Raw genomic sequence first — 26,916 nt, 5'->3', positions numbered from 1 at the left:
CGTCCATGCGCGCAGTCGTCGTCGAGGAACTGACCGGCCCGGAGGCCGCGACGTTGGCAGAGGTACCGGAACCGCACGGCGCCCACCCCCGCGCCGACGGGCAGCGACTGCTCGTCGACGTGCACGCCGCCGGGCTGTCGTTCATCGACCCGTTGCAGACCTGGGGCAAATACCAGAACGGTGTGCCGACACCATACGTATGTGGCAGTGAGTTCGCGGGTGTCGTGGTCGAGGCGCCGGCCGGCACCGACTTCCGGCCGGGCGACCGGGTCGGCGGGATCGTGTGGCACGGAGCGCTCGCCGACCGCGCCCTGGCATTGCCCGACTACACAGTGAAGATCCCACCGTCGATGTCGTTCGTCGAAGGTGCTGCGCTGTACATGAACTACTCGACGGCCTGGTACGCCCTGCATCGGGCGCAGGTGCAGCCGGGGGAGTACGTCCTCGTCCACGGCGCCGCGGGCGGGGTGGGCACTGCCGCCCTCGATCTGGCGGACACGTTCGGGGTGAAGGCGATCGCCGTGGTCTCGAACGACGAGAAGGCCGCCGTTGCCCGGCGATGCGGTGCACACGCGGTGGTGCGGTCGGACGGGCCGTGGCTCGACGACGTCCGCGGGCTCACCGACGGTCGCGGCGCACACGTGGTGATCGACCCGGTGGGCGGCGACCGGTTCACCGACTCGCTCCGGGCGCTGCGTCAGGGCGGACGACTCGTAGTCGTCGGATTCACCGGCGGCTCGATCCCGACTGTCAAGGTCAACCGCCTGCTCCACCGGAACCTCACCGTCACGGGAATCACCATGGACAACATGGAAACCGAATATCCCGGGACGCTGCGGATGGTCCGGGACGCCGTCGAGTCGCTGGCCGCCGAGGGGCGGATCCGGCCGTACGTCGGGGCGACGTTCCCGCTCGACCAGGCGTCGAGCGCCCTCCGCGCGCTCGACGACCGGGCCGCGGTCGGGAAGGTCGTCGTCGAGGTGGTGGCGGCCGGAGGTGTCACGCCGGAGGAGCCACCGGTGCGCCGAGGACGGTGAGGCCGCGGTCGATCACCTCGGCGAGGCTGTCGGCGGCGACGACGAGGGCCGGGTCCGGATCGGTGCGCCTCCGGTTGCGCTTGACGAAGACCGAGATGGTCGACGCCGTCTTGTAGTGGCAGTAGGCGAGGAACCAGTCCAGGTCCGAAAGTGGGACATCCCGTTCGGCGAGGTAGGCGCCGAGGAGTTCACCGCGGGACGGCATCCCGTTCCCCGCCGCGACGTCGGGCGCGGGACGGGACCGCCGGAACCGGTGCACCGGGTCGGTATGCATGAGCAGCCACGCCAGGTCCGTGCGGGGATCGCCGACAGACCAGATCTCCCAGTCGATGACCGCGGCGAGGTTGTCGCCGGAAAAGAGCATGTTCGCGAGTCGGTAGTCGCCGTGCAGCAGGGTGGGAGCAATCGGTGCCGGGATCCGGTCCGCCAGCGCGGCATGCAATTCGGCGTGGCCGGGCGCGATGTCCTCGTCGACGGTGTCGAGGAGCCGCTGCCAGCGCGCGAGTTCGTCCGCGACCGTGACGACCGGTTCGCCTCCGACTCCCAGCGCCACGGGGTCGAGGTTCTGCATCCGCGCGAGCATCCCGGCGGCCGCGCGGGCACGGACGGCGACCGTGCCGGGGGAGGGTGGAGAATCGGCGACGTCGAGGAGCGGTTCGTAGGACTGGCCGTCCACCAGCGTCATGGCGAAGAACGGTGGCCGTTCGGGTGTCCCGTCCTCCTCGAAGAGAATCGACGGAACCCGGACACCGGGCGCGGCGCCGAGGAGGCGGATGATGCGCGCCTGGCGCAGGACGTCGCGGTTGCGGACCGGTTCCAGTCCGGGTGGTGCCATCTTGAGGACGATCCCGTTGTCGGCAAAGCCGGGTCGCGTCAGCGTGGCCCGATATGTCACGCTCGACACGCCACCCGGCAGAGCCGAGGGCGCGGACACCACAGATCCCGGCCACACGCGGCCTGCCGTCGCGGATGCCCGTGTGGTCAGCGAGTTCACGTCGAATTCCGTCACGAATCCACGATCGGGCCGGCCCGCCGGTCCCGCAAGAACGGGGACGTCGGCCACTGAAGAAATCTCCAGTGACCGCTCGGGCGACTCTTCGGCAGCCACCCGGCGGCGTGGTAGTTCTTGGCTATGCCGACTACCGCTAATGACCGAAACATGCTGGAGCGATTCTCCTTGCGCAACAAGGTCGCGATCGTGACCGGGGCGTCCTCCGGTCTCGGCGTCGCCTACGCGCTCGCGCTCGCGCAGGCGGGCGCCGATGTCATCCTCGGTGCCCGGCGCGGTGACAAACTGGCCGCGACCGCCGAGTTGGTGCGGCAATACAACCCCCGCGTGGTGGCGGTGGAAACCGACGTGACGCAGGTGGATCAGTGCGAACGGCTCGTCGACGCCGCCGTCGAGGCGTTCGGGACGGTGGACGTCCTCGTCAACAACGCCGGGACCGGCGGTGAGTACCACCGTGTGGCGCAGGATCCGCCCGACCACTTCCGGTCCGTCGTGGACGTCAACCTGCACGGCTCCTACTGGATGATCCAGGCGTGCGCGCGGGTGATGGGTGCGGGGAGTTCGATCGTGAACGTCTCCAGCGTCATGGCGCTCACGACCGCGAAGATGCCCGCCGCCGCATACAGCGCGAGCAAGGCGGCCGTCCTCGGGATGACCCGCGACCTCGCCGCGCAACTCGGGCCGAGCGGCATTCGCGTCAATGCCATTCTGCCGGGCGTCTTTCCGTCCGAGGCGACGGCGCACTACAGCGAGAACTACAAGCGCAAGATCATCGACGCCAAGATTCCCCTCGGCCGGATCGGCGATCCCGAGGACATCGCGGCGGTGGTGGTGTTCCTTGCCGGCGACGCGTCGGCGTATCTGACCGGGGTGAGTCTTCCCGTCGACGGCGGCGTGCTGGTGAACTGAGCACTCGCGCTCGGTGTCACCCCGTCAGTGCTGGGCCACCGAGGACGTGACGGAGCGGGTGTTGAGTCCGTCGCCGGCGTCGACGGTGAGAATCTGGCCGGTGACACTGCGGGCGGTGGGGGAAGCGAAGAACGCGACGGCGTCCGCGATGTCGGCCGGGTCGACGAAGCCGTTGGGCATCGACGCGAGCCACGCATCCTGGATATCCTGTGGCATCGACAGGATGCCCGAACTCGAGGTCATTCCGGGAAGGACCGCGTTCGCGGTGATCCCGAGGGAGACGTTCTCGGCCGCAACGGTCTTGACCAGACCGAGCAGACCGGCCTTCGTGGTGCTGTACGAGACCTGCGCAGGCATCCCGTGTGTGCCCGCGGTGCTGGAGATGACGACGACACGGCCGTACCGTCGGTCGCGCATCCCGGGCAGGCACTGCTGAAGCACCCGGAACGTCCCGGTGAGATTGACGTCGAGGTCCTTGCGCCACTTGTCGATCGACAAGCTGTGTGCGGCACCGAACATCGTGGTCAGGCCGGCGTTGGCCACATAGACGTCGATGTCGTCGAGGGGTGGCAATTCGTCGGACGAGATGTCGGCCCGATAGGTGCACCCGGGCTCACGGTCGAGGGTGACGACGTCCATCCCGTCGGCCTCGAGCCGGGCGACGATGGCCTTGCCGATACTGCCCTCGCGCGCGGCACCCGTCACGAGCGCCTTGCGTCGGCGCGGGTCGGTCATGCGGATCTCCGTTCGTCGGGAAGAGCTGCGGTGTCGTTCCCGGTTTCGGCGCAACGGCTTTCGAAGTGGAACGCCGGATGGTCGCGCAATCGGAGGACGAGGAGCGCGGTCTGGATGCTCAATTGATGTGATGCGTCGCCGGTGACGTCGAGTCCGGTGAGGGCATGCACCCGTGACAACCGGAGACGGACCGTGTTCTCGTGCACGCTCAGCCGGGTGGCCGTGCGGCGCATGCTGCGATTCTCCTCGAACCAGACGGCGAGGGTGCGGATCAGTTCGGTCGACGCCGCGTCGTCGTCGAGGAGTGGGCCGAGCATGTCGTCGATGAAGTGCCGGAGCGCCGAGACCTCGCCGTTCGCGAGGAACAGCCGCGCCGGTCCCAGGTCGTCGACGGCGAGGACCCGGTGCCGCGTTCCGTGCGTGAACCGGTCGATGCAGCGCACCACCTCCCGCGCCTCCCGGTATGCGCGGACGAACGATTCGGGGTCATACACCGACGACACCCCGGCGATCAGACCGGTCGCCGGACAGAATTCGGCGGCCGCGCTCTCGAGGGTCGACGTGATGCGCCCGACGACAGTCGGGGATGCGGCCCGCGCGGGTGCCTCGATCAGTAGGAGGATTCCCTCGGAACCCCGGGTCGACAGCACTTCCAGGCCCAGTGCCCGCTCGGTGTACTCGGCGAGGGACCGGTCGAGATCCTCGGGTGCGCCCTCGGAATCGCGAATGTACACCAGGGCGCGGCGCGCGTAGACGTTCACGCCGAGATACTCGGCGCCGGCCGCGAGATCCTTCCAGGCGCCGGAACCCCGGACGAGTTGCCGGGCGAGATTCGACCGCGCATTCCAGGCCACCCGGGTGATGCGACGCTGGGTCAGGAACTGCGCTCCGATGCGGCGGGCGCAGCGCAACGTCACGTACTCGTCCGTGGGCTGGAACGGTGTCGGCTGTTCGTCCACGACCAGCCATCCCAGGTGTTCGCCGCGTTCGACGATCGCGCTGAGGATCTTCCGCCGCGACAACCCGGTGCCGAGTTCTGCGGGCAGCAGCACCGGGTCCGCGCTGGGCGGGGTGGTCGCGGTGTGTTCACGCACGATGTCGCGCAGCGGCGGGAAGGGGGTCTGCCTGCCTCCCTCCGGGCGCGTGGACGCGACGACATGTCCCTGGCGGTCGAAGAGGGTCACCGCTTTTCCGGTGGCCTCCGCGCATACCCGGACGATCGCGGACAGGCAGTCGACCGCGACGGAGGCGTCGTCGAGCAGTTCGTGGAACACGCTCAGCGGCAGGTGCTTACGACCGGCGCGCTCGTCTTCGGTGGACATCGACGTCAGCGGTGATGCTCGAGGAGCAGCGCACGGACCGAGGCCGTGTGTTCGATCGCCGCTTCCATCGAGGCGGTTGCGGGTACCAGGGTGATGTTGTCGGCGCCGGCCTCGACGAAGGCACTGAGCCACTCGGCGACCTGCTCGGGCGTGCCGGCGGGGGCCAGGTGGCGGAACTTCTCCCGCGGCAACTGGTACAACGCCTGCATCTTCTCGCCGACGAGTCGATCCGCGGTCTCGGCGTCGGTGTCGAGTCCGCACCAGACGTTGACGCCGAACGAGTCGGGAGTGCGGTTCTCCTGCGCGGCCGCGTCGAGGATGGCGGTACGGGTTTCGGCGAAGCGTCGCGGCGTGCAGAAGATGCCGAGCCAGCCGTCGCCGTAGCGCGCGGTCCGGCGGATCGCGGAGTCGCCGCGGCCACCGATCAGGATCGGGACAGCTGGTTGCGGCGCAGGCAGGATGCGTGCCCGGTCGAGGGTGAAGAACTCACCGTGATGCGTCACTTCCTCGCCGGTGAGGACGGCGCGCAGCACCTCGAGGGTCTCGTCGAGTCGACGGCCGCGGGTGCTGGGGTCGACGCCGCTGTTCGAGATCTCGGAGCGGTCCTCACCGCCCACGCCGGCGCCGAGGACCAGTCGGCCGGGCGCGATCTGCGACAGCGTCGCGATCTGGCGGGCGGCGAGCATCGGGTGCCGCAGTCCGAGCAGATACACACCGACGATCACCGACAACGTGTCGTGGGTCGACAGCACGGACGTGGCCGACACCATGCCGTCGAACCCGGTCCCACCGTGGAAGCTGATGTGGTCGCCGACGGTGATGTGGTCGATTCCCGCCTCTGCCGCGGAATCGAGAAGAAGCCGCCGATCTGCGGGTTTCGGCACGAGAAGTGCATCGGTGACCGACAAGCCCACTCTGATCGACACGCTGATCTCCTCTCATGCGAATGGACTGACCATAAACTTTTCACCCGGTCCGTGGCAAGGGCGGACCCGGCTATCGCTCCCCGATCGTGCCCGTCGAGGTCGCGTTGTCGCGGCGAAAACGTTCGGCATAGTCGATGTACCAGTCGAGCGTGCTGATATCGGCGACGGTGGCCCGGTTGATCGCGGTCTCCGGGGCAACGCCCTGGATCAGTTTCTTCACGGGAATCTCGAGGCGCTTCCCGGTGCGGGTGGTGGGAACTGCGGGGACGTCGAAAATCTCGTCAGGGACGTGCCGGGGAGAGGTCCCACGACGGATCGTGGTGCGAATCTTCTCCACGAGAGCGTCGTCGAGGCCGTATCCGTCGCGCAGGACCACGAACAGCGGCATGTGGTAGCCGCCGTTGGGTAGTTCGGCGCCGATTACGAGGGCCTCGGCGATCTCGGGGAGAGCCTCGACTGCTTGATAGATGTCGGCCGACCCCATCCGGACTCCGCCACGGTTGATCGTCGAGTCCGATCGCCCATGGACCACGCAAGCGCCGTCGGCGTCGATGGTGATCCAGTCTCCGTGCCGCCACACTCCGGGGTAGGTCTCGAAGTAGGCGTCCCGGTACCGGCTGCCGTCCGAGTCGTTCCAGAAGTAGATCGGCATCGACGGCATCGGTGCCGCGATCACCATTTCCCCGACCTCGCCGATCACGGACCGGCCGTCCTCGTCCCACGCTTGCACGTCGACGCCCAGGTAGGGGCCCTGAAGTTCGCCGGTGCGGACCGGACTCAGCGGGTTGGCGCCGATGAATCCGGTGGCGACGTCGGTGCCACCACTGTCCGAGCCCAAATGAACATCGTTGCTGACCGCGTCGTAGATCCACCGCCAGGTGGTGTCCGGGAGGGGCGAGCCGGTCGACATGATCGACCGCAACCTCGCCAGGTCGAAGTCGGTACCGGGTTGGGTGCCGGCCTTCTCGCACAACGTCAGATAGGCCGCGCCGGTGCCGAATCGTGTTGCCCCGTAGCGGGCGCAGATCTCGAATTGGTGGTCGGGTCGGCCGTAGGCGGGGCTGCCGTCGTATGTGATCAGCGTGGCGCCGACCGCGAGAACGTCGACGAGCATGTTCCACACCACCCAGGCGGTGCTCGCGGCGATGAACACTCGATCCGCAGGACCGAGGTCGTAGTGCAGTCCGTTGGCCTTGAGGGCTTCGAGCAGGATGCCGCCGTGCGAGTGCACGATGCCCTTCGGTAGCCCGGTGGTGCCGGAGCTGTAGAGGATCCACAACGGATGGTCGAACGGCACCTGCTCGTACTCGGGTCGGGCGTCGCCGACGACGAGGTCCGCATAATTGGCGACACTGTGCAGGCGTTCCCCATCGAAGGGGAGACCGAGGTTGTCGACGACGATGGCGTGCCGCACCGTCGGGAGCTGGTCCAACAGGGCGGAGAAGACGTCCCGGCGGTCGATGCGCTTGTCGTTGAACTGGTAGCCGTCGACCCCGATCAGCACCGTCGGCTCGATCTGTGCGAACCGGTCCACCAGCCCCTTGACGCCGAAATCCGGTGCGCAGCAGGACCACACCGCACCGACGCTGGCGGCGGCCAGCACCGCGACGACGGTGGGGGCGATGTTCGGCAGGACAGCGGCGATCCGGTCGCCGGGCCGCACTCCGATCTTCCGGAAATGCGCGGCGAGGTTGGCGACCTGCGCGACCAGATCGGCTCGTGAGAGTTCCCCGGTGGTGCCGTTTTCGTCGACCGAGATGATTGCCGGCCCGGCCTGGTCGGTATGGCGGAGCAGGTTTTCGGCCCAGTTCAACTCGGTGCCGGGGAACCACCGGGCGCCGGGCATCTGGGGGTCGGCGAGGACTGTCTGCGGCGGCGCCGAGGCGATGACGTCGAAATACTCCCAGATCGAGAGCCAGAATCCGTCGAGGTCACTGATCGACCAACACCACAAAGAGTCGAAGTCTGTGGTCGAGACGTTCTTCTCGGCCGCGAGCCAACGCTGGTACCGGCTCATGTTCGAGGCCGAGACCCGCTCGGGCGGCGGCGTCCACAACACTTCACGTCCTGGCGCGGTCATTTCTCGTGCGTCCTTTCCTGTGCTTCCCGCCCGCGGGCAGACATGGTGCTTGGCCTGCCCGCAGGGGAGGGGTTTCGTGCGGTGGTGTCAGCGTGCGAGCACGGTTCCGAGTGCACCGATGAGCTCGTCGGCGGCGTCGGCAGTGGCGCCGACGCTGCGCCAGGCGACGTGATTGTCCGGGCGGACCAGGATCGCGCCGGTGTCCTCGATCTGGCGGAGCTCACCCCACCGGCCGGTGGGGTCGGTGTAGTCGGTGCCGGCGCCGATCTGGGCAACCTTGATCTGGACCCCGAACTTGTCCTTGGCCAACCGGGCAGCATCGGACCAGCGGTCGCCGTCGGCGGCGATGATGAGTACGAAGTGAGCGTTGTTCCCGGTGAGGTCGTGGGTGGAGATCTGCCGGCCCTCGTGCTCGAGCCACGCGTGGGGAAGGCGGTGCCCGGGACGGGTGGTGGGGTAGTACGTCGAGCCCATGGGGTCGCGCGGCGGTGCCTCGGTGCCGTCCGGGACGAGTGCACCGTCCTGGTAGGAGAAGCCGATTTCGAGGTCGTGAGCCTGGAATTCGGTGCGCTGGGTGCTGACGACCTCGGCGGCTCGGGCGCGGCGGGTCTCACCCATCGGGGTGTCGGAGAAGTAGTCCCGGAACACCTGCATCTGCGCCTCGAGGGGCTGGCCGGGGATCAGGCCCAGACCGGCATCGATGACCATGTGGTTGAGGAAGGTGAACATCGCCCAGTCGACGTTGCGCATGCCAACGAGGCGGCGCTCGGGCTCGTACGTGTCGAGCAGAGCCGGGGCGGCGTCACCTTTGAGGACCGCGGCCAGCTTCCAGGCCAGGTTGTGGGCGTCCTGGATGGCGGTATTCAATCCCAGACCGGTGGTCGGCGGGTGGCGGTGCGCGGCGTCACCGGCAAGGAAGATGCGGCCCACCTGGTACTTGTCGGCCAGGACCCCCTCGAGGATCCAGTGGCTGACCTTGTGGACCTTCATCTCCAGGTCGGGCAGTTTGAGCAGTTCCCGGATCCGGGGAACGATGGCGTCCTCGTCGAAGCGGGCGGGATCGTCGGGCCGGAACGTGAAGTGCAGGACGAACTCTTCCGAGTGCTTGCCCCAGGTCGGTCCCATCGCGGCCATGGCGCCGCTGCTCCAGGACCCCGCGCCCTCGGGGTTGAGCAGCCAGGTGATCAGGACGTCGTCCTCCCAGTACTGCGACAGGTCGGCGGTGAAGTGGGTGCTGACCATGTCGAGGATTCCGGTCGGGCCCTCCATCGTCACGCCGAGTTCGGGACCGACGGTCTTGCCGCCGTCGGCGGCCACCAGGTACTGGGCGTGAACGGTGTAGGTCTCCTGCGTCTCCCGGACGAGGATGACCGCGCGGACACCGTCCTCGTCCTGCTCGAACGAGACGAGTTCGCGCCCGAAGTGGATCGACTCCGGCGCCCGCTTCTCCGCATGCTCGCGCAACAGCACCTCGAGCCGGATCTGCGGATAGTTGCTGGACGGGCACGGACTGTCGATCGCGTATTCGCTCTCGAGCCGTCCGCCGCCGAACGATTCGAGCGTGAAGAGCGTGCGGCCATCGAGTTCGCCGTCACCGCCGAGCGAGGTGACCCAGCGGGTCTTGCCCATGTTCTTCGGTGGAGTGCCGACCGCGTAGATCGAGTCCGCGACACCGACCTGGCGCAGCACCTCCATCGTCCGCTGGTTGAGGTAGTGCGCCTTCGGCAGGTGCGACGTGCCGCTGTGCCGCTCGATGAGGTGATGATCGATGCCGTGCTCGGAGAGGAGGATCGAGGTGGTCAGGCCACACCCGCCTCCGCCGACGACGAGTACGGGGATGGTGATGTCAGACATGGTTGGTGCTCCTGGAGACAGTGGTGAGGGGGTGCGGGCGATCGGTGGCGGTGAAGCGATGCCGCATCTCGCCGATACCCTCGGCGCGACTGACGAGTTCGTCGTCGACGCCGATGAGCCGCTTGGGATCCCGGGTGAATCCGATTCCGGACGGGGTTCCCGTGAAGATCAGGTCGCCGGGGCGCAGCGGGAGGATCGACGACAGGTAGGCCACGAGAACCGGGATAGGGAAGATCAGATGCCGGGTTCGCGAGTTCTGCATGAGTTCCCCCGACAAGATCGTGCTCACCTCGACGTCGTCGCGGTCGTCGAATTCGTCGGGAGTGACCAGCACCGGCCCGATCGGGGCGAAACCGGCGAACGACTTGCCGAGGTTGAACTGCTGCGGCGGGGGACCGGACAGTTGCAGGTCCCGCTCGGAGAGATCTTGCCCGAGGGTGAGCCCGGCAACGTGGTCCCAGCCCTGCGAGACGGGAACGTTCCGAGCCTCCTTGCCGATGACCGCCACGAGTTCGACCTCGAAATCGACTGACCCGCCCGGGTGTTCGATCGTGTCGTAGGGACCTGCGATCGACGCGGGAAATTTGGTGAACACGAACGGAGCATCGGGCAGCGTCAGGCCGGATTCCTCGACGTGGTCGGCATAGTTCACTCCGACGGCGAAGATCTGGCCGGGCCGGGGAACCGGAGCGCCCAGCTCCGACTCGACCACCGGCACCCCGCCGGTGGAGTCCACCGTGGCCGCCCAGGCGGTGAACTCGTCCCACCGGTCGAAGATGTGCTGCGGGTCCGGCGAGAACCGGCACCCGCTGGCCTGCTCGACGTCGACGGCGACCCCGTCTGCCACGATCGTGAGCCGGCCGGATTGGTTTGCCACACGCATGAAAGGTGTCCTTCGGTGAGAGTGAGGTGCTTCTGCCGGGCCGAGCACGGGCAAGCTCAGCTGGTCAACGCCGCCATCGGGTCGGGGAGGTCCGGGCTGGTCTGCAACGCCCAGGAGTGGGTGGTGATCTCGGAGATCGGTGTGCCTTTCACGAGGGCTTCCCGCATCAGTTCAGGTACGAACGACACCCCGACCGGGTTGTTGCCGTATTCGGGGCCGTTCATGTAGGCCGTCGCCTCGTCGGGGGTGGTGAAGTTGTCGATCTGCAACTCGACGAAGTTGCCGTCAGGGTCCTGGTAGTACAGCGACGTCGTCACCCCGTGCTGGATCGGCACCTTCGGCTCGATCCCTTTCTCCTTGAGCGAGTCGTACCGATCGAGAAGGTCGTCGAGGGTATCGAAGGTGTAGGCGGTGTGGTGCATCCCCGCCGCACCCGGATTCCTCGGCTCGAGCTGAACCGGCGCTCCCAGCAATGCGACGCGGTGGTGTTCTTCATCGAAGGTGATGAAGCACAGGCCATGTCCCTCGTAGACCACATGTGCGTCCAGCACCGTGCAGTACCAGTCGCGCATTTCCTCGAACCGGCTGGTCTGCAGTACGACATGCGCGAACTTGGGGGTAGCGGTCATCGTTGACTCCTTTGACTCCGCTCGCAGTCGGGAACCGCGAAGGGATAGATGAGGTCGGGCCGGCGCACCCTCGAGCGTCGGGTGTGCCTAGCCGGCGACCGAGACGTCTGTGAAGAGCCTCATGGCGACGCCGGATCCGAGGATGCCGACGTTGTGGTGCCCGTCACGAATCGATGTCACAATTTCATTCGATTACGGCAGGTGTTGCTACTGGCTGAGGACCAGGAACTTCGGGGTAATTTGGGCTAGAGCCCAACAGGGCGGTATCGCGGGGACCGGGGGGCGGAGTGGAAGGATGCCGAGTGCCGCACTGGACTCACGAACTCGAGGGGACCCGCCCCCGGCAATCCGAGCACGAGTGGCTCAGTCTCGATGCGGATCGCATCCGCTCGAGCCTTGGCGACGGTGCTGTGACCTGGGCCGTCGAGGTCGGCGAGGATATCGCTTCCACGATCTCGCGGGAGATGCCTGTTCTTCGGGAAGGCGCCTCACAGCTCGCCGCCGTGCGCCGGGCGACGACGTCGACCACGCTCCGGGCTCTGACGCTGGTCGCCGGCCTCGGTGAGCCGGACGCCTCCCTCGCGAGCGCCGAGGTCGAGGAGGTCGCGGTCGACTTCGCGCGCCGCGGTCTGGAGCTCAACGACCTTCTCGGCTCGATCCGGGTCGGATACGCCGTTCTCGCGGCCGCCCTCCTCGACGCGGCTCTCCGACTGATTCCACCGACGGAGAGCAGCGCTGAGTTGCGACGGGTGTCGGTGCTGCTTTTCGAGGTTCTGGACAAATTCACCGGCGTCGCTGCCACCACCTTTCTCGAGGAGCAGAGCGCGTGGGCGGCCGGTGTCTCCGCCGCTCGATTCGACTTCGTCAAGAAGATCATCGAAGCCGAACCCGTCGACCTTTCTCGCGCAGACGAGGTACTGGGATATCCGCTCGGCGGGCACCACGTGGCGATCATCGCGTGGAGCGGGCCGCATTCGCGTCATGACCTGCGAAGCATCGTCGACCCTGTACTGCGGCACTGGGGCATCTCTACAGCGACGCTGGTGATTCCCGTGGGACTCCAGACCATCTGGGCGTGGGGTGCCGTCGCGCCGGATCAGGGTGACGTCCCACGAGAACCGTTGCCGGATTTCGGTGACATCACCGTGGTCGTCGGTCAGCCGGGATCCGGAGTGGACGGGTTCCGGCGCAGCCACGTGGAGGCCCGGGCGGTGGAGCGGATAGTGCGTCTTCGCGCGGATCTGCCACACGTCACGTGCGCACACGAAGACGTCGCCCTCGAAGTGCTCCTCCTCGCCGAACCGGATGCCGCTGCCGGATTCGCCAGTCGTCTGCTGGGCCCCCTCGCCGCCGACGACTCACGAATGGCCGATCTGCGATCCACTCTCGTCCGCTATCTCGACATGGATCACAGTCTGGCAAAAGTGGCTGCTGCCGAGCATATTTCCAAGAACACCGTCACCTACCGCGTTCAGAAGGCGCTGAGCCTGTGTGAGCATCCTCCTGGAGCATCGACGACCAACCTGCGTGCCGCGCTCAGGGTCCACGACTGGCTTCGAGGCGCCGCCATCGCTCAGTGGTAGCGGTCGTCGGTCGGTAGGGAGGGCCCGCCACCTAATTGGTTCAGAGACCAAAACCCGGCGAGAACCCTGGGTTCTGCAGTAGTGCGAACCAGGCAACTCATGCGTTCTACTTGTGGCGTAGGACACAGTCGACAGAAGGAAGTCTCCGATGCACATTCCCTCGAGTCCTGTCCAGGAAGCGTTCAAGGATGTGATGGCGCACGTGGCGACTCCGGTCGCCGTGGTGACCGCCATGGACGGCGGCCTGCCCTTCGGCACCACCGTCAGCGCCTTCACCTCCCTGTCGATGACACCTCCGATGGTCCTGGTTTCCTTGGACAAGGGATCCGAGACGCTCGAACTCATCACGGCATCGAGAAAGTTCGGTTTGAATGTGTTGGCTAGCAACCAACACGGCACCGCGTTGAAGTTCGCGAAGAAGGGTGGAGTAGGTAAGTTCCACGGCGTGCGGTGGGACCTCGACCACGACCTCCCCCGTATCGCAGGCGCCGCCGGGTGGATCGCTTGTCACGTCGACCAGTTCGTCGAGGGCGGAGACCACGTGGTCGTTCTCGGCCACGTCGTCGCGGCGGAAAACCACTACAGCGATCCGCTTACCTACCACCGTCGCGTCTTCGGCACGCACTCGGCGCTCGAATCCGTGTAGCCCCAACCACTCGATCAGTCCGCCGCGACCAGCTCAACCGCGCAGCAAGGAATCACGCCATGACGATCTCGTTCCCGCTTCACGCCTCGCGCCAACGGGCATGGTCGACGATCGCCGCCGGTACTCGCACCCTCGCCGACGGCGAGCTGATTGTTCTCAGCCATCACCGCCGCGTCGTGCTCGTCGGGTGTGCCGGTGCCACGACCACCGAGCAGATGGCCTTCCTGATCCGCCACACCACAGGATTTCTGCAGGTGGCGCTGCACGAACAGATCTGTGACCGTCTCATACTGCCCGAAGCGACACCCACGCTTCGAACCATGTCCACCCTCGGTCATGGCCAATGTGGCACCGTCGACGCCGCTGCCGGTATTACCACCGGGATTTCTGGCGCCGACCGGGCACACACCGCCCGAACCCTCGCCGACCCGACCACGGTGGCCGACGACCTCGCCAGGCCCGGGCACCTGGTCCCGGTTCGCGTGACACCAGCGGAGTTTCGAGCGCGTCTGACCGCTGCCTCCCTTGCCCTCGCGCTCACCGACGCGGCGGCAACCCAGTACTCGGGCGCGGTGTTCGCCGACCTCGACGGCATCGCCGACCCAACCAGTGTCGGCGATCGAAGCGATGCCGAGAACCTTGCCGACCGCTACGGGCTCACACTGGTCGCCGGTCCGGACCTGGAGAACGACGTCCACTGAACCCTCCGCGAGGCCGCAGCGACCCGCACGCCCAAACTCACCAGCACCCCCACACCACCGGCTCGGTCCTCGCCTGCGCTGAGCTGTGCGCACCCCGGCCACACGAAACAGTCACCCACCCACACCGGAGGAAACAATGGACATCACCCGCACCGAGCTCATGGACCGAGTGCACGCCCTGGCACCAGCCTTCGCCGAACGTGCCCAGAAGACCGAGGAGAATCGCGCTCCCCTCGACGAGACGATCACCGACCTCATCGACTCGGGAATCCTGGCAACGTTGACGCCGAAGGCCTATGGCGGACTCGAACTCGGACTCGACGTCGCCGCCGAGATCGTCCGCACCATCAGCGCGGCCTGCCCGTCGACCGGATGGGTCACCTCCTTCTACATCGGAGCGGCCTGGCGGGTGAACATCTTCACCGAACAGGCCCAACGGGAAGTGTTCGCCGACAAGCCCTACACCCTCACTGCCGGCACCGCCGCCCCTCTCGGGCAGGTGCAGAAGGTCGACGGCGGCTACCGCATCACCGGGCAGACGGCATGGAACTCCGGCTCGGTGCACGCCGAATGGTTCACCTTCGCCGGAGTCGTGTTCGAGGAAGGCAGTGCCCCCACCCCATTGTGGTTCCTCGTGCCCCGCGAGGATGTCAAGATCCTCGACACCTGGTACATAGCCGGCATGTCCGGAACCGGCAGCAACGACATCAGCGTCGACGACGTCTTCGTCCCGGACTACCGCACCGGACCGTTCGCCCTCGCCCTCGCCGGTACCGCTCCCGGACAGCTGATCCACCCCAACCCCATGTACCACCTGCCGTTCCTGCCGTTCGCGATGGCCGAGGTTACCCCTGTGGTCGTCGGTGCACTGCGGGGCGCGGCGGACGCGTTCGTTCAGCGCACCCGGGATCGTCAGGGAACCATCAGTCAGGAGAAGGCCTCCGGTAAGCAAGCCGCCCAGATGCGGCTCGGTCGGGCGCTGGCCGCCGCGGACGCAGCCGAATCACTCCTCGACGCCTTCTTCGAGCGCCTCACCGCGCAGCGACCCGAGCAGTCCGATCCCCGCAATCGTGCCGAAATGAAGCTGAAGGCAGCCTATCTGGCAGACCTGGCCCGTAACGCCCTCAACGACATGGTTCGCGGCATCGGTGGCGACGGGTACCGGAACTCCGCACCAATCCAGCGGTTCTTCCGCGACCTGTCCGTCCTGTCGGTGCACGCCTTCCTCGACATCGACACGGCCTCGGAGACGATCGGCCGGTTCACCCTCGACCTGCCCGTGACCGATCCGCTCCTCTGACGAGCTGTTGCTGCCACCGCATCCGAGTCGATCACAGGGTGAATCGGCATCGACCCCAAGAATCCAGAGAAGACAACAGTGGTGCGCAGTAACCCGACGTTCGAATTTCTCGACGACGCAGCCAAACACCTACTGTTCATGGGGCGCGAACTCCCAACCGATGCTCGTGCAGTTCGTGCGCAGCGACGACGGCCGACGCAGACTGCTCGAGCACCTGGACGAGGGTAACCGCGCGAAGACGACATCGGGAGCGAACCGGCGGCTTCAACGCGGATCTTCCGGCGGGATACTTCATTCTCGTCATCCGTGCCGCGGGCGTGGCGGCCGGTCCGATGACCGGCTTCGACTCCGCAGGAATGGACACCGTATTTTTCTCCGGAACAACCTGGAGATCCATCCTCGTCGTCAACATCCGGACACCCCGGTGAGAATCGACCCCACCGAGACTGTGCACTGGGCCTGAGTGCTGCAGACGCTCCCCAGGTCGTGCCCGTCTCGTATTCAGATCGACCCCGCACTGCCGGGCCCCATACGTCACATCAACAGAGAAAGAGAGTCCGCGATGACCACAGTTACAACCGAGGTCGAGACCACCCGCAAACTTCTCCAAGCCGCCGACTCCGACATCGCAGCATTCTTCGAATTCTTTCCGACGACTGCGTCTTCCGCATGGGCAACAACGTCTCCGTCATCGGCAAGAACGCGATTCAATCCTGGGTAGCGCAGTACCTGACCTCGGTGGCGGCGATGCGCCACGAGATCGTCGAAGAATGGTCGGAAGGCAACGTGGCCGCCCTCCGGGTGGAGGTGACCTACACCTTGCTGAACGGTGAATCCTTCACACTCCCGGCCGTGACGCGCACCCGCGTCGAGCAGAACCAAGTGACCGAATACCTGATCTTCATGGACCCCAGCCCCGTTGTCTCTGGCACCACGCAATAGACCGTCCACAGCAGACCCTGCCTCCGGGGGTCTGCTCCTCGTCGAGCCACACACTGCACATCTTGCGCCGGCCGGGATCGGCCTCCACGCCGACATCGACTCAGCGCACCGGGCAGCTATCGCTCAGCCGGGAAACGTGAGCGTCTCAGCGCCCGCGACTGTCTGCCGACGGCGGGAGGACTGCTCGGGACCCGACAACCTCGAGTATCCAATTCTGGCAAGGGTGAATCATGTTGGATCACTATCTTTTCGTATAACGGGTACTGGGCGCCTGCCCGGAGGAGGTCGTGGTACCGGTTTCAGAGGCCGAAGTTCCGGCGCGGTTGCTCCGACCTCGAGATGCCGATGCCCTGCGCGCCGAGCCACGCCTCATCGCAGCGGGGTTTGAGACTCCCGCGGTAATTCGGCGGCCCTGTCTCCGAGGAATCCCGAAGATCTCCGAGACACTCGGAATCAGGACTGCCGGACTGCGCGGCCTACTGATTGCGCCGAGGTTGGGACGGGGTGGGCGCGCGATCACCCCGCTTCGGCGCCAGTGGTCTCGACTACGCGACGGCACCGTCCATCACCCACGACGACGACCGGCCGGTCATCAACGAAGGACTGCGATCTGTCATTGCGATACCGGTGGTGGTCGGCGGCCAATCGCCGGCCATCATGTACGCCGCACTTCGGCAGTCCACCCCGATCAGGGGGCGAACTCTCGATATGCTGGCCGGCGCCGGGGACCGATTCGCGACCGAGTTCACAATTCGAGATGAAGTCGATCGACGGGTCGAGTGGATCGACACACCTGTCGATGGTGGGCACGCACCGACAACAACCGAATTGATCGAAGGTGTCCGCGAAGTCCACACCGAGCTGCGGGCACTGATGCGCACCGCCCCGGACTCGGCAGTCGCGACAAGCCTGCTCGCTCTCGCCGACACACTCGTCGGCCTGTCCTGCGTCGACCTTCCCGCCACCGAGATCACCTCGGCCGGTCGTGAGATCGACGTCCTCACCCATGTTGGACTCGGATGCACCAACGCGATGGTTGCGCAGCGACTATCGATCAAATTGGAAACGGTGAAGCGCTATCTGCGTGGAGCCATGGGCTAGCTGGATGCCCGCACCCGGGTCGAGGCGGTCTCACGCGCGCGCCGACTCGGGCACCTCCCGCAATCCCCGCACTCACGGTCCGCGACTGGCTCGAAGTGCCGCGATACCGCCAGTCTGGCGAGGGTCGGCGGTACAGGGCGTTGGTCTTCGCGCCGCCGTTGGTTTCTGGACCAATCCTGGGCGATAACCCTGGGTTCTATCCCAGTGCGTACTTCGCCATCGTTGAGCTGTAATTGTGGCACACGCCACACGGTGGGTCGTCGGAAGGAACCTGAGCGGGCCGGCATCTCGGTTGACCGGGTTCTGTTCGACGAGATCGCTGACGGTAGAAGGAGCTTTGCGATGCGCAGTGCGTCCAGCCTTCTCCAGGATGAGCTCGGCCGATCATCCACGCGAGTACGTTCTGCAGCGCCGCGTGGCCTCTGAATATTGTTGTATTGAAACAACTTTCGTTGAACGTAGTTCAGGTAGACATCGGAACGCCTTCCCTTGTGTTGTCGCGCTGAGGGTGGCCGGGCAATTCCGTTCCGGAACTGATGCTGTGAAAGGCTGGTTATGACTCGAGAGTGGGACGAGACCGTCGATATTCTGATCGCGGGAAGTGGAATTGGAGGTTTAGGATCTGCCGTGATCGCTGCGGCGAACGGTGCCGACGTCACCGTCGTCGAGAAGGCTGCCACGATCGGCGGCACCACCGCGAAATCCGCGGCTTATATGTGGATTCCGAACAACAAGTATCTGCGTGCCAGCGGTAGGACCGATCCACGGGACGACGCCCTCCGGTATATGGCGAAGCTGTCCCGACCGCGTCTGTACAACCCCGACCACCCGACTCTGGGTCTGCCCGAGTGGGAGTTCGAGGGCTTGGCGGCCTTCTACGACAACGCCTCCGATGCGGCCGAAGCGTACGAAAACGTCGCTGGGCTGAAGTTCGGACATGCCGCGGACTTCCCGGACTACTACGCGCACCTTGCCGAGGACGCGGCGCCGACAGGACGCGTCCTCTTTCCCGAGGAGAGCGAGGGTGGTCCCGCGGGTGGATCCATCCTGATCGATACGTTGGCCCGAGCGTGCCGCAACGCCGACGTTCCTATTCGTACCGAGTCCCGCGTGATCGACCTCGTCCAGGACTCGAACGGCGCGATCAGCGGTGCCGTCGTCGAGACGGCGGACCGAACGAGTCGTATCCGGACACGCCGTGGCGTGATCTTCGCGACGGGCGGCTTCACACAGGACCCACAACTGCGATTGCGATTCCTGGACCATTCCTACGTCGGCGGTTGCGCGGCCCGGACGAACACCGGAGACCTCCTCTCGATCGCGCGCGATGTCGGCGCAGACCTTGCCAACCTCAACGTGGGCATGCGTGCGCCGATGGTTCTCGAGCGCCTTCAGCGCGATCCGGCGGCGGTCCGCGGCTCGTTCATGATCCCGGGCGACTCGATGATCATCGTCAACCGGTTCGGTAAGCGTGTCGTCAGCGAGAAGGTGCCCTACCACGACTTTGCACGGGTGTTCTTCGATTGGGACAGTCAGCGAGGCACTTATCCCAACAACCCGCTCATCGCGATCTGGGACGATCGGGCCCGGCGTTTCGGCGGGGAAGGTTTCGGCAACCCGATCCCGCCGCAGGGCGCGGACGACTACTGGGTCATTCGCGCCGATTCGCTGACGGACCTCGAGAAGGGAATCGCCGAGCGGCTCGGGAGCCTCCGCGAATACACCGGCCAGGTGGAGTTGGATGCGGATTTCGGTACCACCCTCACCGCGACGGTCGATCGGTGGGCAGAGATGTCCGCCGAAGGTGTCGACCACGATTTCGCCCGGGGATCCACGCCGATCGAGCAGGCCCTCAGCGCCTACTTCGGCGTCGGGGAAGGGCCCAACCCGATGATGGCTCCGCTGACCGCCCGGGGACCGTACTACGCCACGATTCTGGGGCCGGCACTCATCGACACCGCCGGCGGTCCCCGCGTCGACAGGAACAGTCAGGTGGTTCGCCCCGACGGCACACCCATCGCGGGGCTCTACGCCGTCGGAAACTGCGCTGCAACACCGTCCGGCGAGGCCTACTGGGCCGGCGGGCACACCATCGGATTCATCCAATGCGCCGCGTACCTCGCGGCACAGCACATCACTCGAGCGTGACCGGCCGTAGAGAGGAAAGAACATGACTCAGACGACGATCGACCTGGAGTCGACCATCCGCGCGTTCTACCGGGAGGTGGATGCCAACGACCCGGAGGTGTTCCGGCGCCGGCTTGCCGCTGATGCAGTCTTCGCCTTCAACGACGTCGACCCCGTCGCGGGAGTCGAGGCGATCGATGCATTCGTGTCGGCGTGGAAGGGCAACTTCCACGCCGTTCTCCATCAACTTGACCTCCTGGTCGTCGACTCGGCGAAGAACACCGTCGCCGTCGAAATCACAGTGTCCTACCTCTTTTCCGAAGATAACGAGGTCAAGGTCAAAGGCTCGTCGTTCGTGGAGCTCGCCGGCTCCGACATCATCAGCTGGCGGGTATACGTCGACACCAGCCGATTGAGCTGACCCGATCCCGACGTTCACAACCAATAACCCGAGCATTGACAGGAGCCCACGATGGGACGAGTAGAAGGCAAGGTCGCGCTGATCACCGGAGCGGCGCGGGGACAGGGCCGCAGCCATGCGATCCGGCTGGCCGAAGAGGGCGCGGACATCATCGCGATCGACATCTGCGACCAGGTTGCGAGCGCCGATCATACGATGGGCACGGAAGAGGACTTGCAGGAGACTGTCGTCCTGGTCGAGAAACTCGACCGACGCATCGTCGCGATCAAGGCTGACGTCCGGGATCGTTCTGCACTCGAGAGCGCCGTGGCCGAAGGCGTCGCCGAACTCGGACGACTCGACATCGTCTCCGCGAACGCCGGGATCGCGTCGACCGGGCCGATCGTCGGTCTGCCCGAACAAACTTGGCAGGACGTGATCGATATCGACCTGACCGGGGTGTTTCACACGGTGAACGCTGCAGTCCCGCACATCGTGGCGGGTGGACGCGGAGGGTCCATCGTTCTGACTTCATCCGCCGCCGGAGCGGCCGGCGTGCAGAACCTCGGTCACTATGTCGCTGCCAAACACGGTGTCCTGGGACTGATGAAGTCACTGGCACTCGAACTCGGACCGCAATTCATCCGAGTCAATTCGGTGCTTCCGACCAACGTCGACACTCCGATGATCCAGAACGAGACCGTCATGAAGCTCTTCATGCCCCATCTCGAGCACCCGAGCCGTGCCGACGCAGAGAAGCCCGATTCCAATTACCGCGCCGCGAACGTTCTTCCCATCCCGTGGGTCGATTCGATCGACATCAGCAACGCCGTTCTCTACCTCGCCTCGGACGAGTCCCGGTACGTCACAGGAATTGCATTGCCGGTCGATGCAGGCTTCCTGATCAAGTAGCAGCATCGGCCAAGACGGTACGAGCCAGAAGTCAAGGAGTTCAACGTGAAAGCGTGGGTTTTCAACGGTGTCGGGTCGCCGATCGAGCTTGTCGATGTCCCCGATCCTACCCCGGGTCCCGGCGAGGTCGTCGTCGATCTTGCGGCGGCCGGTCTCTGTCACACGGACGTCGGCATCACCGACGGGACGATGGCTGAGATCCTCGGCTTCACCCCCATCATCCTCGGTCACGAAGCCGCCGGAATCGTCTCCGCCGTCGGTGACGGGGTCGACAACGTGTCGGTCGGCAAGCGTGTCGCAGTCAGCGCCATGGGAGACGGGAAGAGCGGAGTTCTCGGACAGAAGAACATCGGAGTCGGCCGCCACGGCGCGTACGCCGAAAAGACTCTGGCGCCTGCGAGTGAGATCATCGCCCTTCCAGACGAGGTTCCGTTCGAACAGGCGGCCGCGGCAACCGACGCCGGGATGACCTCATACCACGCGGTATTCGTTCGCGGTGGACTGCGTCCCGGAACGAAGGTGGGGATCATCGGCCTCGGTGGACTCGGGATGACTGCCGCGCGGTTGGCAGTGCTCGGCGGCGGTGAGGTGTACGCAGCCGAGATCAATCCCCGCGTCCACGCGGCCGGAATCGAACGCGGCGTCAAGCAGGTTGTCGGCGATGTCAAGGAACTTGCCGAGTTCGAACTCGACCTGATTGTCGACTTCGCAGGATTCGGCACGACAACTGCCGGTGCAATCGAAGTTGTCAACAATGGTGGACGTGTGGTCCAGGTCGGCCTCGGACGGTCGGAAGCAACCATCAACACGCATCTTCTGACCATGAAAGAGGTGGAGTTGCGGGGGTCGATCGGGGGAACACCCGCCGACACGGTCGAGGTCTTGAAGTTCATCTCGTCCGGAGATCTGACGATCTCGACGAAGTCGATCGGTTTCGCTGACATCGGTTCCGGCCTGGAGCAGTTGGCCCGCGGTGAAGTCGGTGGGCAGCGGCTCGTCGCACTGTTCGACTGAGAGCCGGAGTGCGGGCCCAGAGGTTCCTCGTCAGCGATGATGCCGACTTCATTCATGCCGTGACCCTGCCGGTGGACGGTGGGCTGGTCGAAACGCTGTAGACGTTCGAGACCACGACGTCGAGGTGGCGGAGTTCCGTCGCCTCGACGTCGTCTCGCGGGTCACAGCATCGAGCACCCACCGTTCACGCTGATCACCTGACCGGTGACGTAGGAGGCCTCCTCCGAGGCGACGAAGGCGACCGCGGCAGCGACCTCTTCGACTGTTCCCGGTCGATCCATCGGGATGAGGTTGCGCATCTGCGCGCCGAAGACCGCCATGTCCTCTTTCACCTCGGGGGCCGCGGACGCCAGCTTCGCGGCCGCCTCCGGCGTCTCGATCCACGCCGGAGCGACCGTGTTCACGGTGATGCCGGAATCCGCGAACTCGCGGGCGAGCCCCGTTCCGAAGGCGTGAACCCCGCCCTTCGCGGCGTTGTAGATCGCGTGACGGTACAGCCCGTTGCGCACGGATTCCGCCCCGATGTGGACGATCCGGCCGTACCCGGCGTCGACCATGTGGGGGAGTGCTTCGAGCGTGGTGTAGAGGGTCGTCCAGAGATTGCGGTCGATGGTGGCCCGCAGCGTCTCCTCGGTGTGGTCGAACGTCGGGAGGATGACACCGCCGCCCGCACAGTTCACCAGCACGTCGACCGCGCCGCGCTCGGTGACCGTCCGCCGGACGAGTTCGGCGGCGTCCTCCCGTCGCGAGAGGTCCCCGACCACCGTGGTCACCGACGCCGCGTTGCCGGGCCGAAGGTGTTCGGCCACCGCCTCTACCGCGTCCGCACTGAGATCTCCGAGGACGAGGTCCGCGCCCTCATCCGCGAGCCGCACGGCGATGGCGCGTCCGATTCCGCTGCCGGCCCCGGTGACGATCGCGGTCCGGCCTTTGAACCTGTTCATGTGGTAGTACTACCTTCCGCTGGAATGCACTGGGCGCGAGGGTGTTCAGTCTTCGCTCGGTGCGACGTACACCCGGCCGTCGGTCACCACGGTGCGGTACTTCTTCAGCGCCAGCACCGCGGGAAAGCACAGAGGCGCCCCGGTGCGGACGTCGAAGCGGGCCATGTGGAGCGTGCAGAGCACCTCGTGCCCCTCGAGTTCGCCCTCCTCGCCCAGCGACCACTTCTCGTGGCTGCAGGAATCAGACGTGGCAAAGAATTCGCCGTCGACGCGAAAGACGGCGATCCCGCCGTCCGCCTCCAACCGAAGGTTTTCACCGTCGGTCAGATCGTCCGCGTTGCAAGCGAAGATCAGAGCTTCGGTGGACATTTCTGGTGCCATGGTCGGCCTTTCGTACAGCGCGGATGCGTTCAGATGATGAAGCTGATCTTGCCCTGGGGATCGAGCATGTCGTGGGCAAGGACGGCCCGTTTCCGGCGGATCATGAACGACGAATTCCGGGGAACCAAGTCGTAGTCGTAGCGGCCCACGTATGTGTCGAATTTCCCGGCCTTGGCGCGGTTGATGATGAAATTCGCGGTGACGGAGACGCTGTCCTCGGATTCGGTCAGGATTCGCACGTTACCGACGATCCGGCTCGTCTGGGAATGCGGGAACTCCGCGTGCGCTTCCGGCTTCTTGAGCCGGATCACGCGCTGTTCGAGCATGGTCCGGCCGTCGTGGATGAGCGACCAGGTGAGACCGGGGTCCGCGTCCGGACGGTCCGTGGCGGGCACTTCGTACGTGCAGTCCAGGGTGAACAGGTCGAGCCACTCCTCGAGCCGCCATTGATCGATCAGGCCGGCCTCGTGGAAGAGGAACTCCTCGACTGCATGACGAGTGGTGATGGACGGGGTTTCCGACACGGAAGTCATAGGGATGTCCTTCTGAGATGACGAGCTGCGTTGTTGACGATTCGGCATGATCGAGCGAGGTCAGGCATCGACACCCTGCTTGTCGAAGGGAACGAAGGACGTGCCCTCGGTGGGGAGCTGTTCTCCGGTGATGCGCCTGTTCCATTCTCGCCACCACGACCGCATCTGCAGTTCGTCGTTGGCCGCCGGCACCGGCTTGCCCATTCCCTTCGACACGTCGGACCAGCCGACCTCGCCGCGTGCGCCGAACCCCTTCTGGGCCTGCTCGAGCGCCTCGACGTCGTCCGGGGTTGCGAGCCCCGCCGGTCCCCAGAACGTGAGCGCGTTGTCGATGCGATATCTGACGAACTCTTCGTCGACACCCTTGGGGATGATCTGCCAGCCGGTGACGAGGGTTTCCGATGCGCTGACCGGGTAGAACGTGCGCAGCGTCAGTCCGAAGCTGAGGTCGATCAGAATGAGGCTGGGAAAGAACACCGAATTTCGTGCAAGTCCGAACATCGCGTTGGCGTAGTTTTCACCGAAGGCCTGTTCTGCCTGTGATCGCAGGCCGGCGAGGGTCTGCTTGACACTGTCGGTGGCCAGGGGGAGGCCGTTTGCCGGATACATCAACGTGGCGTGACCGTTCGGGAATTCGGTGCCCATGCCGGCCGGTGCCACACCGTTGACGGTGTCCTGGCCCAGCATCGGGGGTGTGGCACCCAGTTCCATCATCATCTCGAAATAGGTGTGATGCACGGACTTGGCGTGATATCCGTCGATGCTGTTCTCGACGAGAAGCTTCCAGTTTGCCTTCAGCGAATACTTGTGGGTGCCCTCGAGGATGGCGACGCCTTCGGGGGACTGATCGGCTGCGAGGTCGATGAAGTAGCGGGCTTCACCGAGGAAGGTCAAGAGGTCGGGTGCGTCGGGATCGAAGTTCACGAAGTAGAGTCCGCGGTAGGAGTCGACCTGTGCGGGGGACTGCAGACCCTTGTACACCGCTGCCGGGTCGCTCTTGTAGTCCTCGTTGCCGGGCACGTTGACCAGCTCACCCGAATTCCGGTACGCCCAGCCGTGATAGAAGCACGTGAAGATCTTGGCGTTACCCGAGGAGTGCCGGCAGACGGAGGACCCGCGGTGCAGACAGGTGTTGAGCAGCACCCGCACGTCACCGTTGCGGTCGCGGTTGAAGATCACCGGCCGGCCGCCGACGTCGCGGGTCTGGAAATCGTTCTTGCCGGGAATCTCGGACTCGTGACCCACATACAGCCACGTCTTGCCGAAGATCTCTTCTCGCTCGCGCTGCAACACGTCGTCCGACGTGAAGGCTTCGCGGTTGACCCGGAACAGGTTGTTCTCGCGGTCGTCGATGATGAATTGCTCTGCGGTCATGAGGAGGATCCGTTCTGGTGCGGTGTCGGGTTGGCTGCGGCGATATCTCGGAAGAGCCAACTGTCGGGATCGGAGCCGGTGGCCGGGACGACCAGCACGGCGGTGGGACCGATTGCCATCCAGTTCCGTCCGTCGTCGTCCGGTTCGGCGGGCAGAATCTCCACGGTCGTGAAGACCTCGTTGCTCAGGTCGTGGGTCCCGATGATCACGTTGACCTTGCAGCCCTCGGTCTCGATGTGAAGGATCTTGTCCGGGCCACCTTTGAAATGCTGAATTTGGCGCATGGTGCCTTCCTTATCGGGCGGGAGTCTGTTCGCCGACGAGGTCCACGAGACTCCCGCCGCGACGGTGGTTCTTGCGAAATGCAGCGACGACTCGGGCGTCGTTGACGCTGACCTGCGCTACCGGGTTGCCGTCGGCGTCGGTGTAGACGGCACGGAACCGGCCCTCCGACATCGACCCCTCACGATGGGCGAGTGCGCCGAGCGAGGGCATCCCGACAATCTGGATCCGGGAGCCGTACTGGTCGGACCATACGTACGGAAGCTGCGCTGAAGAGGGCTCGGCACCGGTGACGATCGCCGCGACGGCGTCGGCTTGCTCGCCGGCACTGGTCCAATGCTCGATCCGAGCAGTCACACCCAACAGAGGATGCCGACGCAGGGCGAGGTCGCCGATGGCGAAGATCGACGGGAAGCCGTCGACCTCGAAGCGGTCGTTGCACTGCACCCCGCCGTCGATGGGAAGCCCACTGCCCGCGAGCCACCGCGTATTCGGTTCAGCACCGACGCCGACGACGACGAGGTCGGCGGGAACTTCCGTTCCGTCGGCGAGGACGACCCCCTCGACCCGCTCGCTGCCGAGGAACCGCTCGACCCGCGCTCCGGTGACGAGCCGGGCCCCGCCCAGGGTGTGGAGCGAGGAGATCTCGTGGCCGACCTCGTCGCCGAAGATGTGGCTCATCGGGACCTCGAGTGCCTCGATCAGGGTGACGTCGAGCCCACGCCCTCGTGCCGCGGAGGCAAATTCGGCGCCGATGAACCCGGCCCCGACGACGGCCACCCGTGGCCCGCCGGCGAGAGCGTCTCGTAGCGCGGTCGCGTCGTCGAGCGTGCGCAATGTGTGAACCCCGGCCAGTTCGGCGGGAATCGGCAGGGTCCGGGCTCGGGCGCCGGTCGCGATCACCAACCGCTCGTACGAGAACTCCTCGCCGGTGTGGGTGACCACCACCTGCCGTTCGGGGTCCAGGGCGGTGGCGCGTACACCGAGCCGGACGTCGAGGTCGAACTCCGCTGCGAGTTCGGGGGTGAGGAGGCGCGGGACGTCCGGAACATCTCCCTCGGCCAGGAGATCCTTGGACAGCGGGGGCTTGTCGTACGGCCAGTGCTCCTCGCTCTCCACGAGCACGATGCGCCCGGCGAAACCACGCTGCCGCAGAGCGATTGCTGTTCTGGTGCCTGCAACCGAGGCGCCGACGATCAGGAAGGACATAGTCGAAACGTAGCCACCCGCCGCGTCCGGAGTGTGCATGGTTCCGGCGGCTGGAACACCTCACGGCGATGGACAGAAACGGC

Annotated in this window: 26 protein-coding genes; 12 read left to right on the top strand and 14 right to left on the bottom strand. The window is 65.7% G+C overall.

Annotated features, from left to right (window positions below):
* The first annotated feature begins 5 nt into the window (after positions 1 to 5).
* The gene (locus tag ACFTWF_RS21375) at positions 6 to 1,037 is read left to right on the top strand and encodes an NADPH:quinone oxidoreductase family protein (RefSeq protein WP_378463181.1); all 1,032 of its coding nucleotides are present in this window, start codon (positions 6 to 8) and stop codon (positions 1,035 to 1,037) included.
* Here the strand turns inward: ACFTWF_RS21375 and ACFTWF_RS21370 are convergent.
* Positions 1,000 to 2,046, bottom strand: a complete 1,047-nt coding sequence (locus tag ACFTWF_RS21370; protein WP_378463180.1) for a phosphotransferase family protein — start codon at positions 2,044 to 2,046, stop codon at positions 1,000 to 1,002. The genes ACFTWF_RS21375 and ACFTWF_RS21370 overlap by 38 nt on opposite strands.
* A 150-nt stretch (positions 2,047 to 2,196) precedes the next feature.
* Here ACFTWF_RS21370 and ACFTWF_RS21365 point away from each other — a divergent pair, with 150 nt between their 5' ends.
* The gene (locus ACFTWF_RS21365; protein WP_378463179.1) at positions 2,197 to 2,955 is read left to right on the top strand and encodes an SDR family NAD(P)-dependent oxidoreductase; all 759 of its coding nucleotides are present in this window, start codon (positions 2,197 to 2,199) and stop codon (positions 2,953 to 2,955) included.
* Positions 2,956 to 2,979: 24 nt separating this feature from the next.
* Here ACFTWF_RS21365 and ACFTWF_RS21360 read toward each other — a convergent pair whose 3' ends face one another.
* The 7 genes from ACFTWF_RS21360 to ACFTWF_RS21330 form a co-directional block, all read right to left on the bottom strand.
* On the bottom strand, positions 2,980 to 3,690 hold the full coding sequence (locus ACFTWF_RS21360; RefSeq protein WP_378463178.1) for an SDR family oxidoreductase: 711 nt from the start codon (positions 3,688 to 3,690) through the stop codon (positions 2,980 to 2,982).
* Positions 3,687 to 5,012: a PucR family transcriptional regulator gene (locus tag ACFTWF_RS21355; protein ID WP_378463177.1), complete on the bottom strand. Its 1,326-nt coding sequence runs from the start codon at positions 5,010 to 5,012 to the stop codon at positions 3,687 to 3,689. Before ACFTWF_RS21355 ends, ACFTWF_RS21360 begins: the two co-directional genes overlap by 4 nt.
* 5 nt (positions 5,013 to 5,017) lie before the next feature.
* Positions 5,018 to 5,938: an LLM class flavin-dependent oxidoreductase gene (locus ACFTWF_RS21350; protein ID WP_378463176.1), complete on the bottom strand. Its 921-nt coding sequence runs from the start codon at positions 5,936 to 5,938 to the stop codon at positions 5,018 to 5,020.
* Between the two features lie 70 nt (positions 5,939 to 6,008).
* The gene (locus tag ACFTWF_RS21345) at positions 6,009 to 8,018 is read right to left on the bottom strand and encodes an acetoacetate--CoA ligase (RefSeq protein ID WP_378463175.1); all 2,010 of its coding nucleotides are present in this window, start codon (positions 8,016 to 8,018) and stop codon (positions 6,009 to 6,011) included.
* A gap of 87 nt (positions 8,019 to 8,105) precedes the next feature.
* Entirely contained in the window at positions 8,106 to 9,872 is a 1,767-nt protein-coding gene (locus ACFTWF_RS21340; RefSeq protein WP_378463174.1) for an FAD-dependent oxidoreductase, read from the bottom strand.
* Entirely contained in the window at positions 9,865 to 10,755 is an 891-nt protein-coding gene (locus ACFTWF_RS21335) for a fumarylacetoacetate hydrolase family protein (protein ID WP_378463173.1), read from the bottom strand. The genes ACFTWF_RS21340 and ACFTWF_RS21335 overlap by 8 nt, the downstream gene beginning before the upstream one ends.
* A 56-nt stretch (positions 10,756 to 10,811) precedes the next feature.
* Positions 10,812 to 11,384 (bottom strand): VOC family protein, encoded by a 573-nt coding sequence (locus ACFTWF_RS21330; RefSeq protein WP_012691786.1) that lies wholly within the window; start codon positions 11,382 to 11,384, stop codon positions 10,812 to 10,814.
* Positions 11,385 to 11,686: 302 nt separating this feature from the next.
* On the opposite strand from ACFTWF_RS21330, the gene ACFTWF_RS21325 reads away from it, so the two are divergent.
* From ACFTWF_RS21325 to ACFTWF_RS21280, 10 genes are all read left to right on the top strand, one after another.
* Complete coding sequence (locus ACFTWF_RS21325) at positions 11,687 to 12,967, top strand: PucR family transcriptional regulator (RefSeq protein WP_378463172.1); 1,281 nt, start codon at positions 11,687 to 11,689, stop codon at positions 12,965 to 12,967.
* Between the two features lie 148 nt (positions 12,968 to 13,115).
* Positions 13,116 to 13,613 (top strand): flavin reductase family protein, encoded by a 498-nt coding sequence (locus ACFTWF_RS21320; protein WP_378463171.1) that lies wholly within the window; start codon positions 13,116 to 13,118, stop codon positions 13,611 to 13,613.
* 59 nt (positions 13,614 to 13,672) lie between these two features.
* On the top strand, positions 13,673 to 14,314 hold the full coding sequence (locus ACFTWF_RS21315; RefSeq protein WP_378463170.1) for a 3,4-dihydroxy-2-butanone-4-phosphate synthase: 642 nt from the start codon (positions 13,673 to 13,675) through the stop codon (positions 14,312 to 14,314).
* 136 nt (positions 14,315 to 14,450) lie between these two features.
* Entirely contained in the window at positions 14,451 to 15,614 is a 1,164-nt protein-coding gene (locus tag ACFTWF_RS21310) for an acyl-CoA dehydrogenase family protein (RefSeq protein ID WP_378463169.1), read from the top strand.
* 669 nt (positions 15,615 to 16,283) lie between these two features.
* Entirely contained in the window at positions 16,284 to 16,556 is a 273-nt protein-coding gene (locus tag ACFTWF_RS21305; protein ID WP_378463168.1) for a nuclear transport factor 2 family protein, read from the top strand.
* A 504-nt stretch (positions 16,557 to 17,060) separates the two neighbouring features.
* On the top strand, positions 17,061 to 17,657 hold the full coding sequence (locus tag ACFTWF_RS21300) for a hypothetical protein (RefSeq protein ID WP_378463167.1): 597 nt from the start codon (positions 17,061 to 17,063) through the stop codon (positions 17,655 to 17,657).
* Between the two features lie 555 nt (positions 17,658 to 18,212).
* Positions 18,213 to 19,805 carry an FAD-dependent oxidoreductase gene (locus ACFTWF_RS21295; RefSeq protein WP_378463166.1) on the top strand — a complete coding sequence of 531 codons (1,593 nt, stop codon included), beginning with the start codon at positions 18,213 to 18,215 and terminating at the stop codon, positions 19,803 to 19,805.
* A gap of 22 nt (positions 19,806 to 19,827) precedes the next feature.
* Positions 19,828 to 20,205 (top strand): nuclear transport factor 2 family protein, encoded by a 378-nt coding sequence (locus ACFTWF_RS21290; RefSeq protein WP_378463165.1) that lies wholly within the window; start codon positions 19,828 to 19,830, stop codon positions 20,203 to 20,205.
* 51 nt (positions 20,206 to 20,256) lie between these two features.
* Positions 20,257 to 21,096, top strand: a complete 840-nt coding sequence (locus tag ACFTWF_RS21285) for a mycofactocin-coupled SDR family oxidoreductase (protein WP_378463164.1) — start codon at positions 20,257 to 20,259, stop codon at positions 21,094 to 21,096.
* A 45-nt stretch (positions 21,097 to 21,141) separates the two neighbouring features.
* Positions 21,142 to 22,110 carry a zinc-binding dehydrogenase gene (locus ACFTWF_RS21280; protein ID WP_378463163.1) on the top strand — a complete coding sequence of 323 codons (969 nt, stop codon included), beginning with the start codon at positions 21,142 to 21,144 and terminating at the stop codon, positions 22,108 to 22,110.
* 161 nt (positions 22,111 to 22,271) lie between these two features.
* Here the strand turns inward: ACFTWF_RS21280 and ACFTWF_RS21275 are convergent, their stop codons facing one another.
* From ACFTWF_RS21275 to ACFTWF_RS21250, 6 genes are read right to left on the bottom strand one after another with little or no spacing between them, the layout of a single operon-like run.
* On the bottom strand, positions 22,272 to 23,054 hold the full coding sequence (locus tag ACFTWF_RS21275) for an SDR family NAD(P)-dependent oxidoreductase (protein ID WP_378463162.1): 783 nt from the start codon (positions 23,052 to 23,054) through the stop codon (positions 22,272 to 22,274).
* Positions 23,055 to 23,099: 45 nt separating this feature from the next.
* The gene (locus ACFTWF_RS21270; RefSeq protein ID WP_378463161.1) at positions 23,100 to 23,423 is read right to left on the bottom strand and encodes a non-heme iron oxygenase ferredoxin subunit; all 324 of its coding nucleotides are present in this window, start codon (positions 23,421 to 23,423) and stop codon (positions 23,100 to 23,102) included.
* 41 nt (positions 23,424 to 23,464) lie between these two features.
* Positions 23,465 to 23,968 carry an aromatic-ring-hydroxylating dioxygenase subunit beta gene (locus ACFTWF_RS21265; protein ID WP_378463160.1) on the bottom strand — a complete coding sequence of 168 codons (504 nt, stop codon included), beginning with the start codon at positions 23,966 to 23,968 and terminating at the stop codon, positions 23,465 to 23,467.
* Between the two features lie 60 nt (positions 23,969 to 24,028).
* On the bottom strand, positions 24,029 to 25,342 hold the full coding sequence (locus ACFTWF_RS21260) for a Rieske 2Fe-2S domain-containing protein (protein WP_378463159.1): 1,314 nt from the start codon (positions 25,340 to 25,342) through the stop codon (positions 24,029 to 24,031).
* Positions 25,339 to 25,626, bottom strand: coding sequence for a hypothetical protein (locus ACFTWF_RS21255; protein ID WP_185727636.1), 288 nt, complete (start codon positions 25,624 to 25,626; stop codon positions 25,339 to 25,341). Before ACFTWF_RS21255 ends, ACFTWF_RS21260 begins: the two co-directional genes overlap by 4 nt.
* Positions 25,627 to 25,636: 10 nt before the next feature.
* Positions 25,637 to 26,833, bottom strand: a complete 1,197-nt coding sequence (locus tag ACFTWF_RS21250) for an NAD(P)/FAD-dependent oxidoreductase (protein WP_378463158.1) — start codon at positions 26,831 to 26,833, stop codon at positions 25,637 to 25,639.
* Positions 26,834 to 26,916: the final 83 nt, after the last annotated feature.

Origin of the sequence: Rhodococcus sp. NPDC056960 (assembly GCF_042674125.1) — a bacterium.
Lineage (GTDB): Bacteria > Actinomycetota > Actinomycetes > Mycobacteriales > Mycobacteriaceae > Rhodococcus_F.
This window is presented reverse-complemented; position numbering and strand designations above follow the sequence as displayed.